At 57.5% G+C, this 25167-nt stretch carries 12 protein-coding genes; 8 read left to right on the top strand and 4 right to left on the bottom strand.

Features of this window, described 5'->3' with window-relative positions; translation table 11 throughout:
- Positions 1 to 3: 3 nt before the first annotated feature.
- Positions 4 to 2322, top strand: coding sequence for a HEAT repeat domain-containing protein (locus Pla52nx_RS02400; protein ID WP_197454225.1), 2319 nt, complete (start codon positions 4 to 6; stop codon positions 2320 to 2322).
- 65 nt (positions 2323 to 2387) lie between these two features.
- On the opposite strand, the gene Pla52nx_RS02395 is transcribed toward Pla52nx_RS02400, so the two are convergent.
- Both Pla52nx_RS02395 and Pla52nx_RS02390 read right to left on the bottom strand, forming a co-directional pair.
- A complete protein-coding gene (locus Pla52nx_RS02395) occupies positions 2388 to 5354 on the bottom strand; it encodes a PVC-type heme-binding CxxCH protein (protein WP_146518104.1) in 2967 nt (988 codons plus the stop codon).
- 8 nt (positions 5355 to 5362) lie between these two features.
- The gene (locus tag Pla52nx_RS02390; protein ID WP_231741656.1) at positions 5363 to 6778 is read right to left on the bottom strand and encodes a hypothetical protein; all 1416 of its coding nucleotides are present in this window, start codon (positions 6776 to 6778) and stop codon (positions 5363 to 5365) included.
- A 189-nt stretch (positions 6779 to 6967) separates the two neighbouring features.
- Between Pla52nx_RS02390 and Pla52nx_RS02385 the strand changes: the two genes are divergently transcribed.
- The 3 genes from Pla52nx_RS02385 (at position 6968) to Pla52nx_RS02375 (ending at position 9593) form a co-directional block, all read left to right on the top strand.
- A complete protein-coding gene (locus tag Pla52nx_RS02385; protein ID WP_146518103.1) occupies positions 6968 to 8107 on the top strand; it encodes a sialidase family protein in 1140 nt (379 codons plus the stop codon).
- Between the two features lie 112 nt (positions 8108 to 8219).
- A complete protein-coding gene (locus Pla52nx_RS02380) occupies positions 8220 to 8708 on the top strand; it encodes a YbjQ family protein (protein ID WP_146518102.1) in 489 nt (162 codons plus the stop codon).
- A gap of 300 nt (positions 8709 to 9008) precedes the next feature.
- On the top strand, positions 9009 to 9593 hold the full coding sequence (locus Pla52nx_RS02375; RefSeq protein ID WP_146518101.1) for a hypothetical protein: 585 nt from the start codon (positions 9009 to 9011) through the stop codon (positions 9591 to 9593).
- A 133-nt stretch (positions 9594 to 9726) separates the two neighbouring features.
- Here Pla52nx_RS02375 and Pla52nx_RS02370 read toward each other — a convergent pair whose 3' ends face one another.
- Positions 9727 to 10779, bottom strand: a complete 1053-nt coding sequence (locus Pla52nx_RS02370; protein WP_146518100.1) for a hypothetical protein — start codon at positions 10777 to 10779, stop codon at positions 9727 to 9729.
- A 473-nt stretch (positions 10780 to 11252) separates the two neighbouring features.
- Between Pla52nx_RS02370 and Pla52nx_RS02365 the strand changes: the two genes are divergently transcribed.
- Positions 11253 to 15593 carry a PVC-type heme-binding CxxCH protein gene (locus Pla52nx_RS02365; protein ID WP_146518099.1) on the top strand — a complete coding sequence of 1447 codons (4341 nt, stop codon included), beginning with the start codon at positions 11253 to 11255 and terminating at the stop codon, positions 15591 to 15593.
- A 100-nt stretch (positions 15594 to 15693) separates the two neighbouring features.
- Positions 15694 to 17412, top strand: coding sequence for a hypothetical protein (locus tag Pla52nx_RS02360; protein WP_146518098.1), 1719 nt, complete (start codon positions 15694 to 15696; stop codon positions 17410 to 17412).
- 489 nt (positions 17413 to 17901) lie between these two features.
- Here the strand turns inward: Pla52nx_RS02360 and uvrA are convergent, their stop codons facing one another.
- Complete coding sequence (uvrA, locus tag Pla52nx_RS02355) at positions 17902 to 20739, bottom strand: excinuclease ABC subunit UvrA (RefSeq protein ID WP_146518097.1); 2838 nt, start codon at positions 20737 to 20739, stop codon at positions 17902 to 17904.
- A gap of 1265 nt (positions 20740 to 22004) precedes the next feature.
- On the opposite strand from uvrA, the gene Pla52nx_RS32845 reads away from it, so the two are divergent.
- A complete protein-coding gene (locus tag Pla52nx_RS32845; protein ID WP_408022647.1) occupies positions 22005 to 22139 on the top strand; it encodes a hypothetical protein in 135 nt (44 codons plus the stop codon).
- Between the two features lie 811 nt (positions 22140 to 22950).
- The gene (locus tag Pla52nx_RS02350) at positions 22951 to 24831 is read left to right on the top strand and encodes a reverse transcriptase/maturase family protein (protein WP_146518096.1); all 1881 of its coding nucleotides are present in this window, start codon (positions 22951 to 22953) and stop codon (positions 24829 to 24831) included.
- Positions 24832 to 25167: the final 336 nt, after the last annotated feature.

The following is a 25167-nucleotide window of genomic DNA, read 5'->3' as shown; positions in this document are numbered from 1 at the left end:
CGCATGCCGACGTTTTTTTGTTGCCTGTTTGCCATCTGCTTTGCTCCGGCAAGCCTCGTTGCCCAAGACGATCCATCCACCGAGGACCGTGTCGCCCAACTGGCAGCCGACCTGAGCAATGTCGACCTGAAAACGCGTCGCGATGCGGCTTATGAACTGGTCAAGCTTGGCCACGAAGCCCTGCCCGCACTCGACGCCTTGATCACTGGTCTGGACGATCGCGACGAACAGGTTTGGATGCAGTCGGCGATGGCCATCGCTCGGATCGGCCCCGACGCCGCCCGGGCCGCCGAAGCGCTCGTGGAGGACTTCAGTCAACGCGATCAACAACAGCGATACCGTGCCGCGTGGGCCGTTTCTCGTATCACGACCGCTGGAAACGATTCCTTGATCCAAGCCACCCAGTCGGATTCGTCACAAGTCCGCGTTTGTGCCCTGGACGCTTTGGGTTGGATGGCTGAGGACGCATCGGATTCCCTGCCACTGCTAGCCAATGGATTGACCGATCCGGATGAACGCGTCCGTCGTCAGGCTGCCGAGTCGCTGGTTCGACTGGGCGATGCAGCCGTTGATGCGATGACCCAGGGACTGCAAAGCGAAGACGACGATGTTCGCGCGACGCTCGCTCAAGGCTTGGCAAGGCTGGACGAGATCACACCGAGCACTCGTGATCGACTGATCGAATTGACGAGCGACGAATCACCCTCCGTACGTGCAGCCGCTTTGATCGCTTTGGCATCCTCAGACTTGGATCTCGCCAAGCGAATCGACTTGATTTCTGCCGCCGCGGTGGATGACGATCATGCCGTACGCAGCGCGGTCGTGCTGGCTCTGCGTAAACTGGGTGACGATGCCGACGATGCGGTTGCGTCGTTGATCGCGCTGTTGAACAGTGATGACGAAACACACCGCGCCTCGGCGGCTTTTGCACTCGGCTCCATGGGGCAGCGTGCGATGCCCGCGACCGACGCACTGATCGCCGCACTGGATAGGCAAAGCGAAGGGAAAACAGAGATCGTCGAAGCACTTTCGCGAATGGGCGGCCCCGTTGTCCTGAAACTGCTGCGGGCATCGACCGATCCTGACCAACCCTCCGGACGTCTGGCGATCGCGATCTCTCGCATCGGACCGACTGCGGTACCCCACTTGATCAATGCGTTACAAGAACCCGATGAAACGCTCCGCGTGTCGGCCGCTCGGGCGCTGGCCGAGATGGAGCCTGTGCCGAGAACCGCGATCGAGCCATTGGCAAAATGCCTCCATGCAGAACATCCGAGCCTTCGCGCCGCCGCCGCTCGTGCACTGGGCATGGCCGGGCGATTGGATGACGCCCAACGCGAGACGCTTGCTCAATTGACCAGCGATCCAGACTCCGACGTTCGCGGCCAAGCCGTTCTGGCAATCGCACGAGTCACATCGGACGCGAAAGCGGTGATGCCGTTTTTGAGTGCGGCATTGACGGACAACGAGCCCGCCGTCCGCGAGAACGCCGTCAAAGGATTTGCAGAAGCGGACTTCGGCTCCGACGAACTCAAGACACAGTCCGTTCAGTTGCTGATGACCGCGTTGGACGATCAAGATGCGGACGTTCGCCGTTACGCTGCGATGACACTTGGCGGATTCGGCAAGTCCGCTGAGCCGGCTTTGCCCCCCCTGCAACGCTTGCTCGACGACGACGACATGAGCGTGGTTGCCGCTTCCATCTCCAGCATCGCCAGCATGGACGTTCAGTCGCCCGAGATCACCTCCGCCCTGGCCGGTTGCCTCACTCGTTCCAATGCCGATGTGGTGCAGCAGTCTCTGCAGGCTCTGCTGGCCGTCGGAGTCCCATCACCGGAAATCGCTCGACTGGTCGAACCATGGATCACCGATGAAAGTGAAGCGATTCGCTCCGCAGCCGTTCAATGCATCGCGAGATTGCAACCTGACGCATCGACAAGCGTGCCCGTCTTGATCGCAGCCCTGTCGGACAAGAGCAAAGAGGTTCGACACGGAGCCGCACGTGCATTGGGTGAGTTGCACGAACAAGCCAAAGCGGCCGTGCCGGTGTTGTTCACGATGTTTGACAACGAAGAAGACGAGGACGCAGTTCGTGGCGCACTGCGTGCTATCGATGCTGCCGGCCCCGACGCGGTTCCTGTGTTGGTAAAGGGATTGGAGTCAGAGAATCGCCGCATGCGGTACTACGCGATCTTCTTGCTCGGCAAGATCGGCCCAGAAGCCAAAGAGGCCTTGCCGGTCCTGAAACGACTTCGCGACGAAGCCGACAGCACGCGTTACAAAGAGTCCTATCAAAAGACCATCGATTCCATCGAAAACTAAAGTACGTCAGGCTTTCCAGCCTGACATACCCCTCCATAGGTCAGGCTAGAAAGCCTGACGTACACCTATCTCCTCAGCAAGTACGCAATCAAATCAGCCATTGCGTTGACATCGATCGCTTTCTCCATTCCCTCCGGCATGAACGATAGTCCCGTGCCGCGGATCTGTTCGATGTCGCCGCGTAGGATCGTTTCGGTCTCCGCTTCGGCTCGACGCAAGGTCACGCTGTTGGAATTCTCCGAAACGATCATCCCCGCATGGGCACGCCCGTCTTGGGTCAAGATCACGTAGCCAGCGTACTGCGGATTCACCTCGCGGTTCGGGTCCAACACGTTCACCAAAATCGACTCCGCTCCACGGGTTTGGGCCGCCGCCAAACTCGGGCCGATCGAGTGGCCGACTCCGTCCACTTGATGGCAACCGGCACACTGCTGCTTGAACACGTTCTGCCCCCTTTGGATGTCACCTTTGATGTCCAAAGCCGGTCGATACTGTGCAATCACATCGTCACGGGTTCGACTTTGTTGCGATTCGAGAAAGAGTTTCGCGACGGCACTGATCGACTGGTTGCGGCTCTTGGAAATCGTCTGCCATCTCGACACGGCAAAATCATCCGCATTAAGTTGTTTCTCCTCGATCGCGGTGACCACCGCACGCGTGCTGGACTCACTGGCAAACAGCACGTCCTCGGCAACACGACGCACGCGAGGACTCCAGGTCGACCATTGACCGATCAAGCTCGTGATCACCTCGGGCGTATCGAGAGACGATGCAAGTTGAATCCACGCGATTTGTAACTCTGACGAATCGGCGGTTGCCAGTGAGTCGTCATAAATCTCAAGGACTCGATTCACGTTTCCGTACTGCAGGCTTTGGACAGCATCACGCCGATCGGCCAACGATCGCCCGGGATCGTCGGCGATCTGGATGGCCGCCCGCGTCAGGACTTGGATCCTCGTTTGAATCGATTGAACTAGATCAGACGGCAAGGCCCCCGTCGCGATCAACCGCTCGATGTCATCGCGGTCGCCGACGAGTTTCCCCAACAAGGTCAACAGACGCGGATGCTCTTTCGCACCGTTGATTGCTCGCAGGGCAGTGAGCAATTCTCCAGAAAGATTCTGCCGGCGAATCTGAGACGCCAGGGACTCAACGATCGCAGCCCCCGTCGTCGATTGTTGTGCGACGAGCCGGACAAACAAATCGACGGCCGAGTCACCAACACTGCTGCCCACCGCGGCCTGAATCCACCGATCATCAGGGTTCTGGCTCACGATCTCCGCAAGCCACTGGTGGCGCTCGGGAGAATTGAATTCTCCCAGCGTGAACGCCAACTGATAACGCACTGCGATGTCCGGATGATGCACCAAGGCAGCCAATGCCGACAGCAATACGTCGTCCTCAGGCAATCGTTCCGACAATCGGATCGCATGCCGGACGACTTGCGGGTGTGGGTCATGCAAACGAACGATCAAGATAGACGCGTCCAACGCCGCCAGCCCATCGAGTGCGTACATGGCGTGCAAGCGACCCAGCGGTGAGTCGCTTTGGCTGACCATTTCCCTCAAGGCACTGACAACCGTCTTGCCCTGCCGCTCAAAGATTAATCGGGCAGCCGTCTCTCGATGCCAAGCATTGGGATGGGCCAACGACTTCACCAACTCCCCAGTGCTTTGTGTGGCCAAATCAACAGTCGCACGATGCTGGAAATCATCCGGGACGATTCGATACAATCGCCCACGATCGCGGCCAGCGGTCAAATCCAAGTGCTGCTTGATCTCCGGCGGCAAACTCTTGGGATGCTCGATGACTTCGCGACAAACGTCCACCACGGTCAATGCTCCATCAGGTCCACATTCGAATTGCGAGGGACGGAACCAGATGTCGCGTGAGGCGACGAACTCCGATTCATGATCCATTCGGCGAGCGATCATTGGCACGCCGTTGGGCGACAAACGTTTTCGGTGGATCAGATTGCTGCCGACATCGCCGACGATCGCCAACGAACGAAAAGCGTCCGGCCAAACGTCCCCGCGATAAATCGTGGCCCCCGTCGCACCGGTAAAATAACCCGCCGCGCGCCCGCCGCCTTCCACCGGTCCGCCGACCAAGCCCGCCACTCGCAATCGTGTGCGAACGATCCGCCACGGCTCCACCGGACTGATGCGAAACACCTCCGCCTGCGGCCCGTCTTCGGCAATCGACAATCGGGCACCTGGAGCCGCGATGAAACGATTTCGCCCGATGTAACGGTCTTCGTACATCACTTGTTGCAAATGATCGCTGTTGGACGAAACAAACTTGCGTCCCCAATCGTCGAAACACATTCCGTGCTGAGCACCGCCACTTGTCCGTTCGAATTCAAAGGTCCGCGGATCGAATGCCAGATCGTATCCTCGCACCTCAACGGCTTTTTCGTTGCGTCCGTCTTCGTCGCCAGCCACCCGACGGACTTTGCCGCCCGCGGTTCCGCAAGCCAAGTGAATTCGGTTGTCGAGTCCCCAGTGAAAACTGTTCAACAGCCCCTGCACATTTGACGTGCTGAACCCGGTCAACACCAACTGCCGCGTGTCGGAGACTCCATCACCATCGTCGTCGCGAAAATACCAAACATCCGGCGCGTCGGCGACGAACAGGCCACCGTCAAAAGGAAACAATGCCGTGGGCCATAGCAAGTGATCGGCGAACACGGTGCTGGTGTCATAGACGCCATCGTCATTCGAGTCGACGAGCAGTGAAATCCGCGAGACCGCGTCGTCCCGATTCTCACTGTATCCCCGCATCTCGCACACAAACAGCCGTCCCCGAGCATCCCACTGGATCGCCACCGGACTGTTGACCAACGGTTCCGACGCAACTAGCTGGATCTCAAATCCGTCGGCGACTTGAAAATTTCGTAGCGTATCAGCGGGCTCGACCGGCGGAACGCGTGGCAGTTCACGACTGAAATCTTCGGCCCGCAGGAGTCCTGATCCTGAAATGATCGTCAGCAACAGCAGTGAGACGAAACCGATGTGTCGGCGACGATTCATCGCCCCGCTCATAATCCCGCCTCCGGCGCCTCGCCTTCCAGCAACTCAGCGATCGCTCCCATCAACACTCCTTCACTGCTCTTGTCCACCCGCGAGGCACGCTCGCTCGTCTCGTAGCCTCCTTGTCCGTAAGCAATCTCCGTCCCGATGTAACCGGGCCCGTAGTCACCATAAGCCGCCATCATGACATTCAAGTCATCCCGCATCGCTTTGGCAGCCAGTTGGTACTCGACGAACAGCTCGCCAGGCAGGTGCAGCACTCGAACATCGCCGATGGCAAGACACCCGATATCGATCTTGTGCCCCGACTGACATCGCATCAACCAAGCCAAATCGTCCGCGCCTCCACCGTCAGGTCCCACTCGCGACACATTGGCCAATCCTGCTTGCAACTGTTCACGATCCAAATGCGGTGCCGGCGGTAAAGCCACCGGGCGAACTTTCCATTGCACGTCTTTGGCAGTGATCGGAAAACGCTTCGCCGAATCGAACGCTGTCTGCATCGCTTCGGCGACACGGCGAGCCAAAATCAAACGGTTCTCTTTGTTCCCGTCGTTGTACTTGCCCGCACCGATGTTTCCACCGGCTCCGTTGAAATGCACGTGCATTACCTCTGGCGTGTCTTGGCCGCGAAAGAATCGTGCGATGCCTGGAAAGTCTGGACTGGGCACACCCGTGCGATAGTAACTCTGTGGATGGCAGGCATAGTAGGTCAACGAAGCGACCGGAGTTGCGTTGTCGTAAAACACCAGGCAGCTCAACTGAGGATCGATCGTGCCGTCGGGGACCGCACGCAACGCTGGGTCGCGGCAGGTGGTGTATCGCGTCGCGTAGACTTTGCCATCGGCATCCAGCAGTCGTCGATTGGACGCAACGTCTTTCACGTCGGCGACACCGTATCCCGCATGGGTGATCTGTCGCGGTTTGGTTACTGCGGCCGCGACGACTTGCCCCAGTTCATCGAGAACTTGCCGTGCAAAGCCGCCGTTGAAGGGTCCCAGGTCGGTTGCCCCCGCATGATGAATGATCTGCTCGGCGGAAAAATCGCAACGAGGCGCGTCGTGCTGATGCAAGCAGTGTACCGAGACACGTTCCGGCGTCGTTCCCGCGGCCTTGGCGATCCGATTTCGAAACGCATCATGAGCTTCGTTCGCGATCCCGATCCAATCGACCGCGCAAAGAACAATGGGCTGACCTGCCCCCGAGACGACGATGCCGCGACACCGCAGCGTCAATTCGTCCAATCGACGAACCGGGTCGTATGCCATCTCGTTGCCGACCGGTGGAGTCACATCCAAGTCAAACGTGGCGATCGAGAGCGAACTGGACGTGTCGGCTACGGCAGGCTCTGCCGTGAAACCATCACCTGGGCTCCATACAATCAGCAGGGCAAGAGTCGCGAGGACAATTCGACGAAATTTCATGGCGGGACTCCGAAATGGTGGGCGGAGTCGCCAGTTTACTCGGCTTGGCGACACCCATGTCGTCTCATCGGTTTACAATCGATGCAGAACGAGACTCCCTGAACCGTCGCTCGATGATCCGAGTCGATCGCGTTTCCCACCGAGCTTTTCCCAACCCACATGATTTCCTGCCCAAAGATCATCCCCACCATGAAACGTCCCGCCCTTGTTTTGACACTCTTGTTGAGTTGCGTTTCCCTCGCTCACGCGGATGGACCCGATCTGCCTCTGCTGGATCTCTCCGAGCAAACGCAACGCCATGTCGTGATCGCTGCTGGCACCAAGGACGTCTATCAAGGTCATCCGACCACGCTGCTGATGCCCGACGGCAAGACGATCTTTTGTGTTTGGTGTGTCAATCATGGCGGATCGGCGGGTCCGATGGCGCGCAGCGACGACGGCGGAAAGACTTGGACACGAATGGACGACTCCCTGCCGGAGGGATATTCAAAGCACCAAAACTGCCCCAGCATCTATCGCATGGTCGACTCCAATGGCCAAGCACGCTTGTGGGTCTTCTCGGCCGCCTTGGGAACGCGATCGGGCCCTGGCATGCCGAGCATCATGAGCGAAGACGATGGCAAGACGTGGAAAGAAATGCCGCCATTGGGCTTTCCTTGCGTGATGACCTTCAGCAGCGTCGTGCGTTTGAAAGACGGTCGCTATCTGGGACTCTATCACAAAGGTCCTGAGGGCAAAGATCGCACGCCACTGAAGATTTACCAAACGATCACCGACGATGGCGGATTGAGTTGGACCGATCCTCAAATGGTTGCCGCCGTCGAGGGAAAGAATCCGTGTGAACCGTTCGTGTTCCGATCGCCCGACGGCACGGAGTTGTGCTGTCTGTTGAGAGAGAACACCCACACCGGACGCAGCCTAATGATGTTCTCGACCGACGAAGGAGAATCGTGGAGCGACCCAATCGACACGCCCTGGGGACTCAGTGGCGACCGTCACATGGGCGTGCAAACCACGGATGGACGCCTCGTCGTTGCGTTTCGCGACATGGCCCCCGAAAGCCCCACGCGTGGTCACTTCGTCGCCTGGGTCGGAACCTACGACGACATCAAAAACAATCGACCGGGACAATACCGAGTCAAACTGTTGCACAGTCACGCCAGCCGAGTGAGCGACTGCGGCTATCCGGGGATGGAACTGCTGCCCGACGGAACGATCGTGGCAACGACTTACATCAAATACCGCCCCGGCCCAGAGAAACACTCCGTCGTCAGCACCCGATTCAAACTCCAGGATCTCGAGACCATGCAGGAGGCCTCGGCAAAGTGATCGATGGTCGTCCCGCTGGTGTCCAGCCTTCAGGCGACCGAGCACTCCATTTCTGCATCGATGCTGCCCGAAGTACGCCCATCAACAACTGAACCTTTTTGGAGAATGAACATTGCCCTGGACATGCCCATCCTGTGGTGGCGAAACAGAGCTCGGTTACAACATTTGCCGTACCTGCAAAACACCGCGTCCCGAGACTGCACCGTATCATTCTGCTGTTGTACGCAATGATTCTGCCGTCGTACGCGTCGAAATGCTGGTCACAACCACGGGGTCGCTTCAAACGCATCGAATTGACAGTTATCTAGGCCCCGTATTCGGAGAGTCCATTTACGGAGCCACTTTCTTTGAAGGCTTGTCAGCGGGATTCGCAGACATGGTTGGTGGGCGTTCCAATGCCTATGAATCTCTGCTGCACCGTGGACGTCAAACGGCCCTGGCGGAAATGATCCAACAAGCTGACCGTCTCGGAGGCAACGCCATCGTCGGCATGCGACTAGACTATTCGCCCTTTGGCAATTCCATGATGATGATCTGTTGCTCCGGAACCGCCGTCGTGGTGTCACCGAAGACGACTATCAGCAACACGGAAGCACACTAGTGCATCGTCCAGTCTTCGCAACACCTTTGCACGAAACGGCTTGCGAGGTTTGGTGCGAAAGGAGTCTGCGTCTATCAGCCGCAACGCGATAACGTCCGGTTCCCGAGTAGGAACATAGGAGCCGGACGTTATCGCGTTGCGGCAAATTCGCTCAGGGCATCCGGGGTTTGCAATGCACCCATCCACTTTGAAGCCCCAGATCCGGTATCATTTGGCTCGCGTGACCTCGGTGGGCTGCCCCCACGTAGATCGCGTCGCCCAAGTCTCCAATTCCAACAAGCCTCTTCGACTGCTTTCACCATGCAATACCCACTGAATTTGAATTTCAAACTGTTGACCTTGGGCCAACGGATCGTTGCGACCGACTCCACCGGAAAGGTGGTGATGTTCATCAAGCAAAAGATGTTCAAGCTCAAGGAGCAGGTGGAAATCTACAACGACGACAAGATGACCAGCCTGATCTTTCGCATTGGTTCGGATCGAATCATCGATTTCAGTGCCAATTACAACTTCACCGACGCTGCGGGCAACAGTTGGGGGTCGGTTCGACGTAAAGGGATGAAATCGCTTTGGTCAGCCCACTATGAAGTCATGCAGGATGGGCAGATTGACATGGTGATCAAAGAAGAAAGCCCGATGAAGAAGATACTGGAAAGCATCTTGAGCGAGATCCCGGTGGTGGGGTTCTTCGCCATTTATTTGCTCAACCCGAGCTATCTGGTCACTCGACCGGATGGAACACCGCTGCTGCGGCTGACCAAGAAACCTGCCGTGTTCGAAGGCAAGTTCATTCTTGAGAAGCTCAACGAGATGCCCGAGGACGACGAGCTGAGAAGCCTGATGGCACTGATCATGCTCGTCCTCCTCGAACGCGGCCGCGGTTAGCACGAGGTACGTCAGGCTTTCTAGCCTGACATACTGATGACACGTACGTCAGGCTTTCTAGCCTGACATACTTACAGTGCTCGTGTCAGGCTAGAAAGCCTGACGTACTGTGGTGCTGACGCACATTGCAGAATCAGTTCACGTCCAAGGCGCCGGAGGTTCCCCCGTCGATCGATCCTGCAGCGTCTTCGACCGCACCGCCGGCATTAGCGGAACCAGAAATACCTGCATCACCGCTGCGGTCGATGTTGGCATCCAAGTCCGACGAACCCTGAACCGAACCGGCTCGCGTATTCGCACGACTCTCAGTATTGGCGTCGATAGAGGCACCAGTGGACTCGCCAGCATTGGCTCGTGCATCCAGGTTTCCTGAAGCACGGTTATTGTCGCCTACGTTCACGTCGGCATCCGCATTCGTTTGAACGTCAGCCGAATCACTGCGATTCTGCGTGGTATTGTTAGTTGCATCTTGCACTTCATTCGTGGTGTTGCTGCGATCAGCATTCTGATTGGACGACGCATTTTGATTCATCTCTTGATCGTAGCTGCCGTAGCCCGATTGATAGCGAGCGTCTTGTTGACCGGTTGCACTCATGCCGGTTGTCGAGGACGCATTTTGATCGAAGAAGATCCGTTGTCCGTTCACACAGATAAACTCGCGACCGTCCGGTGAGTACTGCAGGCGGTACGCCCGATCGGTCGTTCCTTGCATCGATGAACCGCCGTAGGTATTGCCCGCGTAGGTGTTACCCGCATAGGAGTTGCCCTGATTGGAGTAGCCCTGATTGGAGTAGCCTTGCTGGGGGTTGTATCCGTTGTTGTAAACAGGTGCATTGCCGTAGATCGTCCTGTTACCGTAGACGGTTCCATTGCCGTAGGCAGGCTGCGACCATTGCGAATTGCTCCGATTCCACCGTGGATTGTTTTGGTCGTAGTTCAATTGCGACTGAAATCTCGACTGAGTGTTTGCATTCAATTGAGGATTGAGATTGCCGACCGTATTGCGAATTCCATTCTGAACGGTGGCTTCGGCATTCCGCACGGTGTTGCCGATGGCTTGAGTTGTCCGGTTCAGGGCGTTACCTGGATTGATGTTGGGAACGACCTGCGCGGTAGCAACACCAGCAAACATGACGGACGCTGCGCACAAGGTGGCGGTAGCCAGGGCGGCGATGGAGAGTTTCATTGTTCATCTTTCTTTGGGGAGGAAAGTTATCCGACCTCACGAGGTGATTGAATGGGATTCAGCCTCGGAGATTTCACTCCAACCAGATGACGCAAGTGGTGTGCCAGTGACGGCGGCGGCGCAGACAAGCTGGGTTTCGAATCCGCACGCCGCGAGCTTGGCAACTGAATATTGCCGCATCATTCGTGTTCCAGGTCTCTCCTTCGCGTGATCTCGGCGAGAAGACTTGCTGTCCTTTTTCCCGGTAGATTCCCGACCAAGTTGGTTTGCAAATAACAGAGAATGGGGATGAAGAGCCGCTCGGGATTCTCGGTTTCTTTCCCGCAAGCGTCCGCGAGGCGTCATCTGGCTGTGAACGTCACGTTGCCCGTCGCTTGTTGCTAAACTAGCTGGACGGTTCATCGACGCCGTCGTCTTCGATCCGCCCTTTCAGCCTTTCCCCCTTCCAGTCCGTCCGATCCCGCCTACCTTTTATGACTTCCATTCGCATCCTGTCCGCCGTTGCGTTTCTTGTTTGCATTGCTTGCAGCTCCCACCTATCCGCACAATCGCCTCCGTTCACTCTCGCGGACGGCGACCGGGTCGTCCTGTTGGGTGACGGGCTGATCGAGCAAGAGCAATACTTTGGTTGGATCGAAGTCATGCTGACGACTTCGTTTCCGCAGGCCGATGTCACGTTTCGAAACCTCGGCTGGAGCGGAGACACGCCCGCGGGCGACTCGCGGTTTGGACTGAGCTTGCTACAAGCCGGACGTGAGCCGGCGGATGAAGGCTGGAAACAATTGCAGCAGCAGTTGGAACTGACCCGACCCAATGTCGTTGTGTTTGGCTACGGCATGTCCGATGCCCTGCAGGCGGCTCAATCGGGAAACCCAGATGACGCATTGGCGTCCTTCCGACTGCAATACGAACGCTTGGTGCAGCATATCCGTGCCCAATCGTCCGATTCCAAGCTGGTGTTCTTGTCACCCCTTTCCCCGGTCGGCCCGTCGGCGTTGAGCGGCGAGCTGGTCGGTCGTTTTGCCGAGGCGATCGAACAACTGGCGGAAAAGCATCAGGGACACTTCGTCGATCTGACCGCCGTGGCCACCGACGCGAACGAGCGTAAGGATGCGATCCATCTCAACAGTAACGGATACCGCGCAGCGGCCTCAGCGATTCACGAATCGCTCGGATTGCCTGAAAGCGATTGGCAAGACAACCGCTACACCGAGTCGCTGCGAGACGTCGTCCTGGAGAAAAATCGCTGGTGGTTTCACCGTTCACGACCGGCGAACATGGCGTACGTGTTCGGATTTCGCAAACACGAGCAAGGACAAAACGCGGTCGAGATACCCCAGTACGACAAACTGATCGCTGCGGACGAGAAACGGATCGCCCGACTGAGAAACCTGCGCCCGTCTGCATTCGCAACGCCCACACGGAGAACTTCGTCGCGATTTGCCGAGTTTACGCCGCAGCCGCATCCGGATTTCACCGTGGCCGATGGCCTGACGGTGACGTTGTGGGCAGAGAATCCGATGTTGAACAAGCCGATTCAGATGAACTTTGACCCATCAGGTCGGTTATGGGTCGCCAGCAGCGAAGCTTACCCGATGATTGAAGTCGGCCAGTCGGCACCGGACAAGATCTTGGTCCTGGAAGACACGAACGGCGATGGCACGGCCGACAAGTCTGAGGTGTTCGCCGACGGTTTGCTGATCCCCACCGGTGTGATCCCAGGAGACGGTGGCGTTTATGTCGCGCAAAGCACTGACCTGTTGTTCTTGCAGGATACCGACGGAGACGGACGCGCGGACCAACGCAAACGCGTTCTCAGCGGGTTTGGCACGGAAGACACCCACCACAACTTGCACACACTGCGGTGGGGTCCCGATGGCAGGCTTTACATGAACCAGTCGGTTTACACACGAACCGATGCCGAGACGCCGTACGGTGTGGTGCGAATGAAAGCCGGTGGCGGTTTCCGTTACGCGACCCAGAGCGGGCACATGCAAGCGTTCTTTCGTGGGCTATGGAATCCGTGGGGACACCAGTTTGACCGCCACGGCAACTCGTTCATGACCGATGGCGCGGGATTCGCCGGCATCGCGTACGTCTTTCCCGGCGCGACCTTCAACCCGGTCCCCGGTGCCCGTCAAGTCCTGGATCTGATCAGCCCCGGTTCGTACCCCAAGTTCTGCTCCGGTGAGATCATTTACGGCGATGCCTACCCCGAGGACTGGCAAGGAACCCTGGTGACCTGCGACTTTCGCGCCAACCGGGTGACGCGATTCAAAATCAGCGAGCAAGACGCCGGTTTCGTGACCGAGCAAGCAGACGATTTGATTCGCACCAGTCAAAGTTCGTTTCGACCGATCGATGTCAAACAAGGTCCCGACGGAGCATTGTACGTCGCCGATTGGTCCAACCCGATCATCAATCACGGCGAAGTCGACTTCAGGGATCCGCGACGCGACCGCTGGCACGGCCGAATCTGGCGGATCGCGCCGGCCGGCTTGGCGAAATCAGCAACTCCCGATCTGCAGACACTTGCCGACGACGTCCTGCTGGATCACTTGAACTCCGGCGACCGATTTCGGGTCGACCAGTCACGCCGTGTGTTGATCGAGCGCGGTGCCGCGATCACGCCCGCGTTGACGACTTGGTTGGCAAGTCAGACCAGCGATGCGTCGCGGCTTCAAGGCCTTTGGCTTTCGCAAGCCATCGCCAAAGTCGACGAGCCGTTGTTGCGTCAGTTGTTGAGTTCCCAAGACGCAAACATCCGAGTTGCCGCGATGCGAGTGTTGGCCGACTGGGCGGATGCAGCACTGCCGCTGGAGAAGGTGATCGATTCGCAGACCGCATTGGAACTGTTTGCTGCCGGCATCCATGACGATCATCCTCGTGTCCGACTGGAAACGGTGTGCGCGCTGGCTCGTCAAAGCTCGCCCGCCGCCGGCCGATTGGCCTTGCAAGTCACCGATCACCCGATGGATCGGTTCCTGTCGCACGCGCTGTTCCTGTTGGTCAATGATCACGCGGACGCGTTGATGGAACAACTTGCTCAAGCATCCGATGCCAATCGGACGCCGGTTTCACAAGCGGCGATGGAATTCGTCCTGACATCGTTGCCAGCCGAACGCTCGGCTCGCTTTCTGAAGGATTACCTGAGCAACAACAAAATCCCACGCTCCGGTGAGGGTCCTTGGATCGAGCTGGTGGCCAAAGCCGGTGACCAAGAGCAACTGACCGCCTTGTATCAACAAGCCGTTCAAGGCGAGTTTGATAACGCAGCCGTGGCACGGGTGCTTTCGGCGCTGGCCGATGCACAACGTCAACGCAAGTTGCGACCCACTGTCGGCGACAAACCCTTCCTGGCGCTCAACACTTTGCTGCAATCGAGCGATCCCAATGTTCGACAATCGGCCATGGATTTGATCGGCGCGTGGAAGGTCGGCGGCGCGATCGGATCGTTGGGCGAGCTCGCCGGCTCCACGGATACGGCCGAGCCCGAGCGGATCGCCGCGATCGCTGCGCTACGTGGCATCGGCAACGAAGCCGCCATCGCTCAATTGACGCCTCTGACCGACGAAAGCTTTCCCATGGCGATTCGACAAGCTGCGGTCTCCGCGTTAGCTGCTACCGGAGCCCAGCAAGCCGTCGGACCCTTCTATGCACTTTTGGGCGATGTGACAGATGAACCCACGGCTGTTTCGTTATGGCGGAACATGCTCAACGCACCCAAATCGCAGGACGTTTTGATCAAAGCATTGCCGACCGAACTAACCACGGTGGCCGCACGAGCCGGTGTTCGAGCGGCTCAGGAAGGCGGACGCGACGCCCAGGCTCTGGTCGACGCGTTGATGCCGATGACGGGACTGTCAATGACTGCCGCCGATTGGTCGCCCGAGCGAATCGGCGAGATCACCAAGCTGGTGCAAACCAAAGGCAATCCACATAACGGAGAATTGATCTATCGTCGTGAACAGTTGCAGTGCGCTACCTGTCATGCGATCGGTGGAATTGGTGGCAAAGTCGGGCCGGACATGACCAGCCTCGGCGCCAGTGCTCCGATCGATTACTTGATCGAATCACTCTACGACCCCAACGCCAAGATCAAAGAAAACTACCACAGCGTGATCCTGCTGACCGAGTCGGGACAAGTGCTGACCGGAATCGAGATCGAAAGCAACGACGACGAAGTGGTCTTGCGTGACGCCGCGGACAAGATCGTCCGTGTCTCCCAAGACGACATCACGGCAAAGAAAGCAGGGAAATCGTTGATGCCTGCGGGTCTGCTAGATCGCATCAGTCAACAGGATCAAGTCGACCTGATCAGTTTCCTGACCCAGTTGGGCAAACCTGGTCCGTTCGACGCCAGTCGTCAAAATGTGGCACGTAGGGTCGAAGTGTTGCCAGGCACTCACCGCTTGGAGCAACAAGGCACCGAAGCGGTCATCTCCGGCGGCCCGCTGCCCGCCGGTCGAGCCGCCGTGAGCTGGAATCCCATCCAAACAAGACTTAGTGGTGAGATCTCTCGCGAAGTGTTGCAGAAAGCAACCCAGCAGCCGATTCACATTTCACTGGTCAACATCTATGTACGAACGACGGTCCAAACCGGATCGGCGACGGACGCAACGTTCACCATCGACGGTGTCGAGAAAGCAGACGGGTGGATCGACGGAGAACCGATAGCGCCGGCCGATTCCGGCAACGTCTTTGAAACCAAACTCGCCCCCGGCGAACACACACTGCTGATCCGGTTCGACGCCCGCGATTTGCCGGAGACGCTGAAAATCAGCTCCGACGACGTGGCGTTCATCGCCAAGTAGTGAGGCAATTATGCATTACCCACTCACAACACGTAGGCGAGCCTCTCCGAGGCTCGCAATTTCGCGTCTCGGAGAGACGCGTCCAAGTGGCTATTGCATCATGTTCAATCGCTACACACTCAGCATCGCACTGGCTTTCGTTTCTATCTGTGCAGTCGCGCAAGATTCAGCATCCGAGCTAACGATCGCGCAGGTACTCAAGGGACTGCAGAAAACGGAGGAGGCCGTCCAATCCGTTTCCGTGACGATGCAAGCCAAACGTATCTCCGAGAACAGTTTGGCAATGATCCAGGCGATGCGGATGCGTGATCAATCAACACGCTCCAGTTTCACCGAGCAATGGCAACAGGATCGCGACGGACGCGGATGGAACCGTGCCAAAGGACAAACCGTTGAGACACGTGTGGACGGAACCGTGAACAGCACTCAGTTTGACGTTCACGCGACGTTTGATGGCAGGCAAGGAGCAATGCTTCGCCAAGAAACTCGCGAAGACGGAACCGTTTCTCGACGAGGCAGTGTGCAAGCAGGTCTCATGCGCACCGGTGTTCCTCCCTTGGATCTGTTGACACATCATCAAGGCTTTGATGTGAGCGAGTTGCTCACCGATGGTGCCGTTGTGGTTGGCAACGAATCGTGGGACGGTCATCGGGTCATCGTCGTCGAGTCCAATCCCGTAGAGAACAATGGCGAATATAAATCTCAGTATTGGATCGATCCACAACGCGACTATGTCGTTGTCCGCCGCCGGAATCTCACTCGTCGACTGCCTGAGGACCCTTGGCAAGCCATTTACAGTGTCGATTGTTTCGGGCATCAAGAGATCGCCGACGGCGTGTGGGCCCCCAAGATCGCTTGGACACGAATGTTTGGCTTAACGCCAGACGGTATTGGCCAAGCGCCGATCATCATGAAGTGCGATGTGGTCTGTGCTGACTGGGAACTCAATGTCGAGATCCCAGAGGAGCAGCTAACGCTTGAGTTCCCACCCGGTTTGAGAGTCAACGGACTCCGCGAAGCATTCCAGGCCAAGATCAAGCCGGTCGATAATTTTATCGTCACTCCGATCACGACCGAACTACAACGTATGCTGCTGGGCGACAAGACGGCTGATGTGTATGCAGAGATTGATGTGACGGCTTATGTCGATGTCAACACGCTGCAGATCACACCGGCCAAGTTGAACTTCGCTGCATTCCAACAGCAACTGAAGCAACTCGCTGAAGAACATGAGCAAGCGAAGCTGTATTTGAAGTTTGAGTTCGGTGGTGTGGGCGCCGAGCATGCATTTGGAATGTTCGTCAAAGCACCTGTCGAGCAGATGTGTAAAGAAAGTGGATTTGAGAGCGTTCGTGTCTCAAGTCGTTACGCCAATGGCGATGCCGCTTGGAAAGGATTGCCGGAGGGCGACGAAGCTGCCTTGGAAGATCCGTCGCACGAAGGTGACTGGAGAGTCTATCCCGTGGCTACACCGCTGGGACGACACTTGTTGAGCGACACGGATGTTTTGATCGACGGCACAAAGGAGCGACCACTTGATGCGATGGTGCTGTTGGATGATGAAGCGAAGGAAGCGATTCAGGCTGCCTTGTCTGGGCTTCAGCTCGGCCCCGAAGAGCGAGCCGGCCGTGCGGTGACGCTTCGTTTGACCATCACCGCTCCGGAGAAGGACACCGACGAGCCACACCTGTTGGCCAAAGAAAAGTCAGAGCCACAGCTTGCCGCGGTGGAATTCCTGCGATCTCTCGGTTTTGGAAACGTTCACTTCAACATCCGCCAAGGATACCGGGTTCAGAACTCGAACTACGTGGCGCAGTGAGCGTTGAACACGTAGGCGAGCCTCTCGGGACGTGAATAGAATAGCAATCCCCTCAGTCGCGGATGCGACGACAGCATACAGCCTGGGGCGAGAGCCCCAGGTGAACACCGCCCGACGCCGCCAACGAGCCGCGGAGCGGCGACAGATTGCATCCGGGCCACCGCGTGCTGTGGGCTACACCAAACGTTTTATGCTGTCGCTGCTCCGCAGCTTCTGGGCGGACTCGCTTGCAGAAACATGGGGTTGGCACCCCATGCTATATGCTGTCGCTGCTCCGCAGCTATCGGAGCTAACCCGGGGTGCGCTGGCTTCGCCGCGACCCCAGGCTATGTTGTTTAACCACTTCGTGGTCGGTTTGGAGAATAAGTGTCCTCTCCCGTTGCCAAAATCACGCGAAGCGATGATTGCTACGTGGATTTCGCGACACATATTTTCCGCACGTCCCCCGAGGCTCGCAATTTCGCGTCTCGGAGAGACGCGTCTACGTGGCTAACTCCGTTTCATCTCTGCTTTGAGCACCCGGCCGGTCACGCTCTGTTTGCACTTGGCAACTTCCCCCGGCGTGCCTGTCGCCACCACTTGGCCGCCAGAGGTTCCTGCCCCCGGGCCCAGATCGATCAAGTGATCCGCCGACAGCATCAGCAATGGATTGTGCTCGATCACCAACAGCGAATGCCCGTCGGCGATCAACGCGTCGAAACAATCGACCAGTCGTACCAGATCGTCGAAGTGCAATCCGGTGCTTGGCTCGTCCATGATGAACAACGTCCGCTTGCGTTGAGATGAACCGAGGAATGCGGCCAGTTTCAGCCGCTGGCCTTCGCCGCTGGACAACGTCGTCGCCGGTTGACCCAACGCGATGTAACCCAGGCCCACGTCGATCATCCGTTTCAACTTCGCTTGCACTTTCACGCTGCCGCGAAAGAATTGGTAGGCTTCGTGGACCGACATCGCCAACACGTCCGCGATGGTTCGGTCTCGGTAACGGACTTGCAGGATCTCGTCTCGAAACCGCGTGCCTCGACATCCAGGGCAACGCATCGAAACATCGGCCAAGAACTGCATGTCGATCTCCAGTACCCCGGCACCTTCGCACTGCGGGCACTGACCTTTGACACCGTTGAAAGTGAAGTGGCTCGCTGTCAAACCACGTGACCGTGCGTCGACGCTTTCGGCAAACACCTTGCGGATCGGATCAAACGCTTTGACGTATGTCACCGGACAACTGCGCGGGCTGCGGCTGATCGGCGATTGATCGACCATCACGCAGTCTTCGATCTGACTCAAGCCGCGAATCGACTCCATCTCCAGTGGCTGGATCGCGTCGCCGAGTTTCTGTTGACGAATCGCCGCGTACAGCGTGTCTTGAACGAGCGTGCTTTTGCCGCTGCCCGAGACGCCGGTCACCACGCACAGGACACCGAGCGGAAACTCGACATCGACGTTTTGCAAGTTGTGTCCGGAGGCACCTCGCAACGTGATCGTTCCGCGAGGCGTGCGGGCGGTGTGGTGTCGCAGTGTCTCACCGCGTCGTCCGGAAAGGTATTGCCCGGTGAGGCTGTCCGGTGATTTCAAAAGTTGTTTGGCGGTGCCTTGGAAGACGATTTCGCCTCCACCGACGCCGGCCCCCGGTCCGACTTCGATGACCTCGTCGGCCATCTCGATCAAGGTTTCGTTGTGTTCAACGACGATCACGGTATTGCCACGGTCACGCAGGGACAGGATCGCGGTGGCAAGTTCGCGAACGTCGGCGGGATGCAGACCCGCAGTCGGTTCGTCGAGCACGTACAGCATGTTGACGAGGCTGCCGCCCAACGCGCTGGTCAACGAAACCCGCTGTGTTTCACCGCCGGAGAGCGTCCGCAGTGTGCGGTCCAGTTGCAAGTATCCCAGCCCGACGGCTTGCAAGTAGCCGATGCGGTCGGCCAGTTGTCGCAGCGGTTCGGCAGCGATCGTCCGTTCGCGTTTTTCCAACGGCGGGTCGGCGACGAACGCTTGGGCATTGTCCGCCGTCATCGACAGCACGTTTGCGACGTGATGTTCACCGATCCGGTAGGCCAGCGCCGTGGGCTTGAGCCGTTGGCCGTTGCATTGGGTGCAAGTGCGATAGCTGCGGAATCGTGAAGCAAAGACGCGGATGTGCATCTTGTATTTCTTGCGATCCAGCCAGGCAAAGAATCCATTGAGCCCGCCAAACTTTCGCTCCGGGACACCTTGCTCGATCAACTTGAGGTGTTTCTTGGTGAGTTTGCTGAAGGGCACATCGACGGGCAAGTCGTAGTCCGGTGCCAGTTCCAGCAACTCCTGTAGTTCATGTTCGTAGGCCGGCGTCCGCCACGGCGCGATTGCTCCCTCGGCCAGAGAAAGCGACGGATCGGGAACGATCAAATTCATGTCGTTCTCGACGGTCTCACCGAATCCCTCACAGGCTTCGCAAGCACCCAACGGGTTGTTGAAATTGAACAGCCGAGGCGTGGGATCGGGGAAGTCCAGGTCGCACGCATCGCATCGCCGTTCACGACTGATGGTGCGAGACGCCCAAGATCGATCGTCGATCGAGACGACTTTACCACCCAACGCCGATGCATCGTCCGACGGGGCGACCTCGGTCACGACCACGGCACGGCCGTGTCCTTCCCCCATCGCGGTTTCCAAGGATTCGGTCAATCGTGTCAACTCGGCATCGGCGGCGACGCGATCGACGACTACGATGCACTCGATTCCTTTGCGGCCGATTTTTTTTGCCAACGCGCCGCGGTCGGAATCGGAGAGGTGAAAGGTTTGTCCATCGGCGATCAATCGCAAGTAGCCTTCCTGTTGCAAACCGAGCAGAATTTCACCGCCGCTGGTTTTGTCGGGCAGCCATACGGGAAATCCAATCATCGCACGACCAGTCTGCCCGCTCATTTCTGACGCCACCGACGCAGGATCATCACTTCGCACCGCCAGTCCGCAACTCGGGCAGAATAGTTGGGCGCACTTGGCGAACAGCAATCGCACGTGATCGGCGATTTCGGTGGCGGTGCCGACGGTGCTGCGATTGGTCTTGGAACCACCGGCGCGGGTCACCGCAATCGCCGGCGGAATCCCCGTGATCTGTTCACAATCGGGCTTGTCCAATCGCTGCAGAAACTGGCGGGTGTAGGCCGAGAAACTCTCGATGTAACAGCGTTGACCTTCGGCGTACAGCGTGTCCAGGGCGAGCGAAGTCTTGCCACTGCCGGAGAGCCCGCAGATCGCAACCAGCTTGCCACGGGGAACGTCGACATCGACGTTCTTGAGGTTATGAACGCGGCAGCCGCGAACGGAGATATGCGAAGCACTCAAAAGGGAGGAAACCTGTGCGGGGACGGCGCGAGCGAGCAGTATGCCGGTCAGCCTGAATCGGTGAACTGATTTCAATCTGACCAACACAAACACCAGATTCTGCCTGTCCGTCAAGAGATTTCATAGGCCAGCGCACTGGTGGGAGGTGAAGGGTGCGTGTTGCGGTTCAGTGCTGTTGGTTTGCGTGTCGGCGGTTAATCGAATTTCGTTGTCATTCTCTGGGATCGTTCCCCAAGTTCAGCATGCCACCTCTTCCTCGACTTGTTGGGGGAGAAGTCGGACGAGGCGTTCAGCCTTCGTCCGGTTGAGGGGGCGATACGCGTCGGAATTGTGCGCAAACGCTGCTCTCACCCGAGAGATGCCGCAAGGGATTACTCGTTCTCGTCCAAATTCCTCGGTGAAAGCGCCGTGCAAGTTGAACGCGCCCTGTTTTGGCTGAGAGTGTGCCTGAGCCAGATAGCTCGCGAGACAGCAGCTCCGGATGTGGGCGCGTCGTGAGAGGTTCGATGCTTGTCCCGGACTTGCGACAGCGGTCAGAGTTTGATCGCGGTAAGGAAACGACAAGCCGTTTGCCACCGGCAGTGTCAGGCTGGGCGGCGCTGCGGATGTTCGTATTTTCAGATTTCTGAGATGAATCAACGTAAAAGCTTGCCGCCGCGATACTTAGCCGTTACGATTCGAAAGTGGCCCAAGAAACCGCGGTCGCAAAATGAGGGTCAGCTGACTCGATTGAAACAAAGTCAAGTACTCCTGATATCTTGGGTGCCCCTTATAGTCGCAAAATGAGGGTCAGCTGACTCGATTGAAACTGCGCTTAGGACAAAATCTATAATTTCGCCCTTCATGTTGTCGCAAAATGAGGGTCAGCTGACTCGATTGAAACATAACCACATCCATGCTGATGACTTGAACCTTCCCGTGTTGTCGCAAAATGAGGGTCAGCTGACTCGATTGAAACATTCGGACGATGTCATTGCGTTCGGTCATGATACTACGTCGCAAAATGAGGGTCAGCTGACTCGATTGAAACTCGGGGGTAAAGGAAACAGCGGTTTTCACCTTGTCTACTTTGTCACAAAATGAGGGTCAGCTGACTCGATTGAAACTCTGATCCGCTTCGGTGATTTCTTCAGTCACCGTTTTAGTCACAAAATGAGGGTCAGCTGATTCGATTGAAGCTTTCACCGATGCAAGTCAGGCTAGAAAGCCTGACGTACGTATCGGGTCGCAAAATGGGCGTTGGCTGACTCGATTGAAACTTGCCGATGACACCTTTGACTTTCATCGCAGGAGCGTTGTCGCAAAATGAGGGTCGGCTGACTCGATTGAAACCCTTGGCACACGATGCCGGCGATCTTTTCATCGACGATGACATCGGTCGCAAAATGAGGGTCAGCTGACTCGATTGAAACCCTTCTCGTTGCATTTGAACGATTTCGGCTCGGCTGAACCGTCGCAGAATGAGGGTCAGCTGACTTGAGTGACAGCTTCACCGGGTGTGTGTCAGGCTAGAAAGCCTGACGTACTTGTTGGGTCAAAAAATAAGGTCAGCTGACTCGATTGAGACGGAGGCCCCGTTTGTTTTTCTTCGCATGAGGTATCGGGCTGGGCTTGCAAAAAGTTGGGGGCGTGACGTGATTGAGGTTCGCAAGGCTTGTTCCGCGAAGCTCCCTCCGTCGAGCTTGTCTCGGCGGAGGTAACAACTGACGGCTACCCTCGCACGCTATCGGAAATTCCCCATCGCCCGAGAATCGCCGAAGGCGATTCTCGGGCGATGGGGAGGTGATGTGCTGTATTGACGGTAGCTGCCAGTTGTTGCTCCGAACCGGGGCAAGCCCGGCGGAAGCAGTGAATAGATCTTGCGTAAACCGAGAATGCCACAAACTCATACCGTTGATAGTTCAGGATAGCGCGAGTCGCAAAATGAGGGGCAGCTGACTTGAGTGAAAGCTTTAGCGGTGCATGTCAGGCTAGAAAGCCTGACGTACTTGTTGGGTCGCAAAATGAGGGGCAGCTGACGTGAGTGAAAGCTTTAGCAGTGCATGTCAGGCTAGAAAGCCTGACGTACGTGTGGGGGCAGCTGATTTTTTTTCTTTCTATCGTTGTCACTCGCGTGCTTTTTGCTGCGTTAAACTTGAGACGCTTTTCAGGAAGCTCACGCCGTTCTTGCCGTGAGCTTTCGCGACTCAGGTTTGATGTTGAGGGTGAACGATGTCGTCGACTTTGGATGAATCACTGATTCGATTGCCCTTCAACGTCACTCGCATTCGATTCCAAATTCGACCCCAACAAAGTCGACGGGTGGCGCCGCATCACGCTGCACTCGTTTATGCTTTACTCTGCAATGCGTATGCCGCCAAACATCACTGTGAGCCCGCGATGCCCGATGGCATCCTGCTCAACGCGCCCGATCAAGGTGTGCGGCACCTCGGTCCTGATTGCCCACTGACGATCGGATTGACCGCGATATCGCCGACGATCGGTCAAGGCCACCAGACGCTGCAGGATTTGATAGATGGGCTGCGAGCGATCGGACGGCGGCCACCGAAGTCGCAGCGGCTAGGGAAATTTTCCCTCGGGCCGATCGATGACATCGTGGCCGGCAAGAAGATTCAAACCGCTCGGTTGGCCCGACGCGTCGATCCCGCCTTCACCACCCGTCAGCTTGATCAAATCAACCACCGTGATGCGCTAACGCTGCGATTCGTCACGCCGCTGCGATGCTCGTTGCCCAAAAACCGTCGACGCGATGGGCATTCGTTCTTTGACGACAGCATCTTTCCCGCCCACACGTTTCTCTCTCGACTGCGGGGACGATTGCATGAGCTGGGTTGGCCCGGTCCAGTGAATGCTGGTGCCATGAACACTGCTCCCGACAATGCCGACCAGCAAGTCAACGTCACCGAGAATCGCCTGGTATGGTTGGACGTGGGCTATGGATCCGAAAAGTCTCGCAAGACGCTCGGCGGGGCGGTCGGCCAAATCACGCTGACGGGATTAACGGAGATCGATCGGATCGCACTGGTGTTGGGACAGTATTGTCGTGTCGGCGAAAGTACCCGTTTCGGGTTCGGCGAGTATGAGATCGCGGAACTGGGGGATCAGGTGTATCGATGTCCTCGGGGACAGTCGTTGGTTGAATTGGCTGCCGACGCGATCGACCCGGCGGAGGCGGAGAAGATCACAACGAGACTGCAACTGGGCAGCGGTGTGTTGTTGACGGGCGTGACCCAAGTCCGTGAGGGAAGTTACCGATGTGATCCGCATCATCGGGTTCGAATCGCCAAGCCGTCCGGCGGCGAACGCATGCTGGCGATCCCGACCCGTCGCGATCGCGCGATCCAACAAGTGCTGTTGCCCTTGCTGGCCGATGGGATCGATGGATTTCTGGAGTCGTCGTCCATGGCGTACCGTCGCGGTCTGGGACGCACTCAGGCCGCCCGGAGGATCAAGCAAGCCAAACGTGACGGCTACACCTGGGCAATCAAAGCAGATTTCCTGGGGTTCTTTGATCATGTCGATCATCAGCTGTTGCGAGAGCGTTTGGCCGCTTATTTGCGAGACGATGCGACGATCGATTGGATCATGAATTGTGTGTCGGCCGGTTCGCCGTCGCCGGGGGTAGGATTGCCGACCGGTTCACCGTTGTCACCCGTGTTGGCCAACTTGTTCTTGGATCAGTTTGACGAACACCTGTGCCCCGACGATTCGATCCTGGTTCGCTATGCCGATGATTTTCTAGTTCTGTGTCGCAGCCATGATCGCGCGGACGAGATCTTCCGGCGTGCGGAGGCCGAAGCCGAGCGACTGCGGCTGGAGTTGAACGCGGACAAGACGAAAATGATCGATATGGATCATCCGTTCGAGTTCCTCGGGTTTCGTTTTTCACGGTCGACCACTGTGGGTAAGAACGATGCCGACGGGGTGCCTTGGCAGACGGAGTCCGATGGCGGACCGGTCGAGGCCCAAGACATCATGTGGTCGTCGGCCAAACCCGCGCGGCAAACAATGTTTCCCCGGGTTTCTCGTGTTGGCAGAAACGCCGGGAGTCGTGGCGCGTCGGAAGCTATCTCCAAATCGCATTGCGGTTGATGCACAGGGTGCGTCCGATTGATGGTACCGCAAGGCTAAACTGTTAAAAGATTGGTGTTGTTGCATTATCGGATTGCGTAGCAATTGCACGATGCTTCCGCAGGGCTTGTCCCGGGTCGGAGCAACAACTCGTAGCTACGTCGTTCATCTCAGCCCTGAAAGGGCGCTACATGCTGTCGGTGGAAATCGAAGTTGCCAGGCAGGTCGGCACTACGGATGCGAGGATCATTGAGAGCGTCAGCAGCCCCGGATGTGGGCGCGTCGTGAGAGGTTCGATGCTTGTCCCGGACTTGCGACAGCGGTCAAAGTGTGACTGCGGTAAGGAAACGACAAACC

The sequence above is a fragment of the Stieleria varia genome (assembly GCF_038443385.1).
Classification (GTDB): domain Bacteria; phylum Planctomycetota; class Planctomycetia; order Pirellulales; family Pirellulaceae; genus Stieleria; species Stieleria varia.
This window is presented reverse-complemented; position numbering and strand designations above follow the sequence as displayed.

Excerpts from the sequence above, each read along its gene's own strand:
- Pla52nx_RS02400 (WP_197454225.1), top strand. The coding sequence starts at position 4 with ATGCCGACGTTTTTTTGTTGCCTGTTTGCCATCTGCTTTGCTCCGGCA.
- Pla52nx_RS02395 (WP_146518104.1), bottom strand. The coding sequence starts at position 5,354 with ATGAATCGTCGCCGACACATCGGTTTCGTCTCACTGCTGTTGCTGACG.
- Pla52nx_RS02390 (WP_231741656.1), bottom strand. The coding sequence starts at position 6,778 with ATGAAATTTCGTCGAATTGTCCTCGCGACTCTTGCCCTGCTGATTGTA.
- Pla52nx_RS02385 (WP_146518103.1), top strand. The coding sequence starts at position 6,968 with ATGAAACGTCCCGCCCTTGTTTTGACACTCTTGTTGAGTTGCGTTTCC.
- Pla52nx_RS02375 (WP_146518101.1), top strand. The coding sequence starts at position 9,009 with ATGCAATACCCACTGAATTTGAATTTCAAACTGTTGACCTTGGGCCAA.
- Pla52nx_RS02370 (WP_146518100.1), bottom strand. The coding sequence starts at position 10,779 with ATGAAACTCTCCATCGCCGCCCTGGCTACCGCCACCTTGTGCGCAGCG.
- Pla52nx_RS02365 (WP_146518099.1), top strand. The coding sequence starts at position 11,253 with ATGACTTCCATTCGCATCCTGTCCGCCGTTGCGTTTCTTGTTTGCATT.
- Pla52nx_RS02360 (WP_146518098.1), top strand. The coding sequence starts at position 15,694 with ATGTTCAATCGCTACACACTCAGCATCGCACTGGCTTTCGTTTCTATC.
- Pla52nx_RS32845 (WP_408022647.1), top strand. The coding sequence starts at position 22,005 with ATGACACCTTTGACTTTCATCGCAGGAGCGTTGTCGCAAAATGAGGGT.
- Pla52nx_RS02350 (WP_146518096.1), top strand. The coding sequence starts at position 22,951 with ATGTCGTCGACTTTGGATGAATCACTGATTCGATTGCCCTTCAACGTC.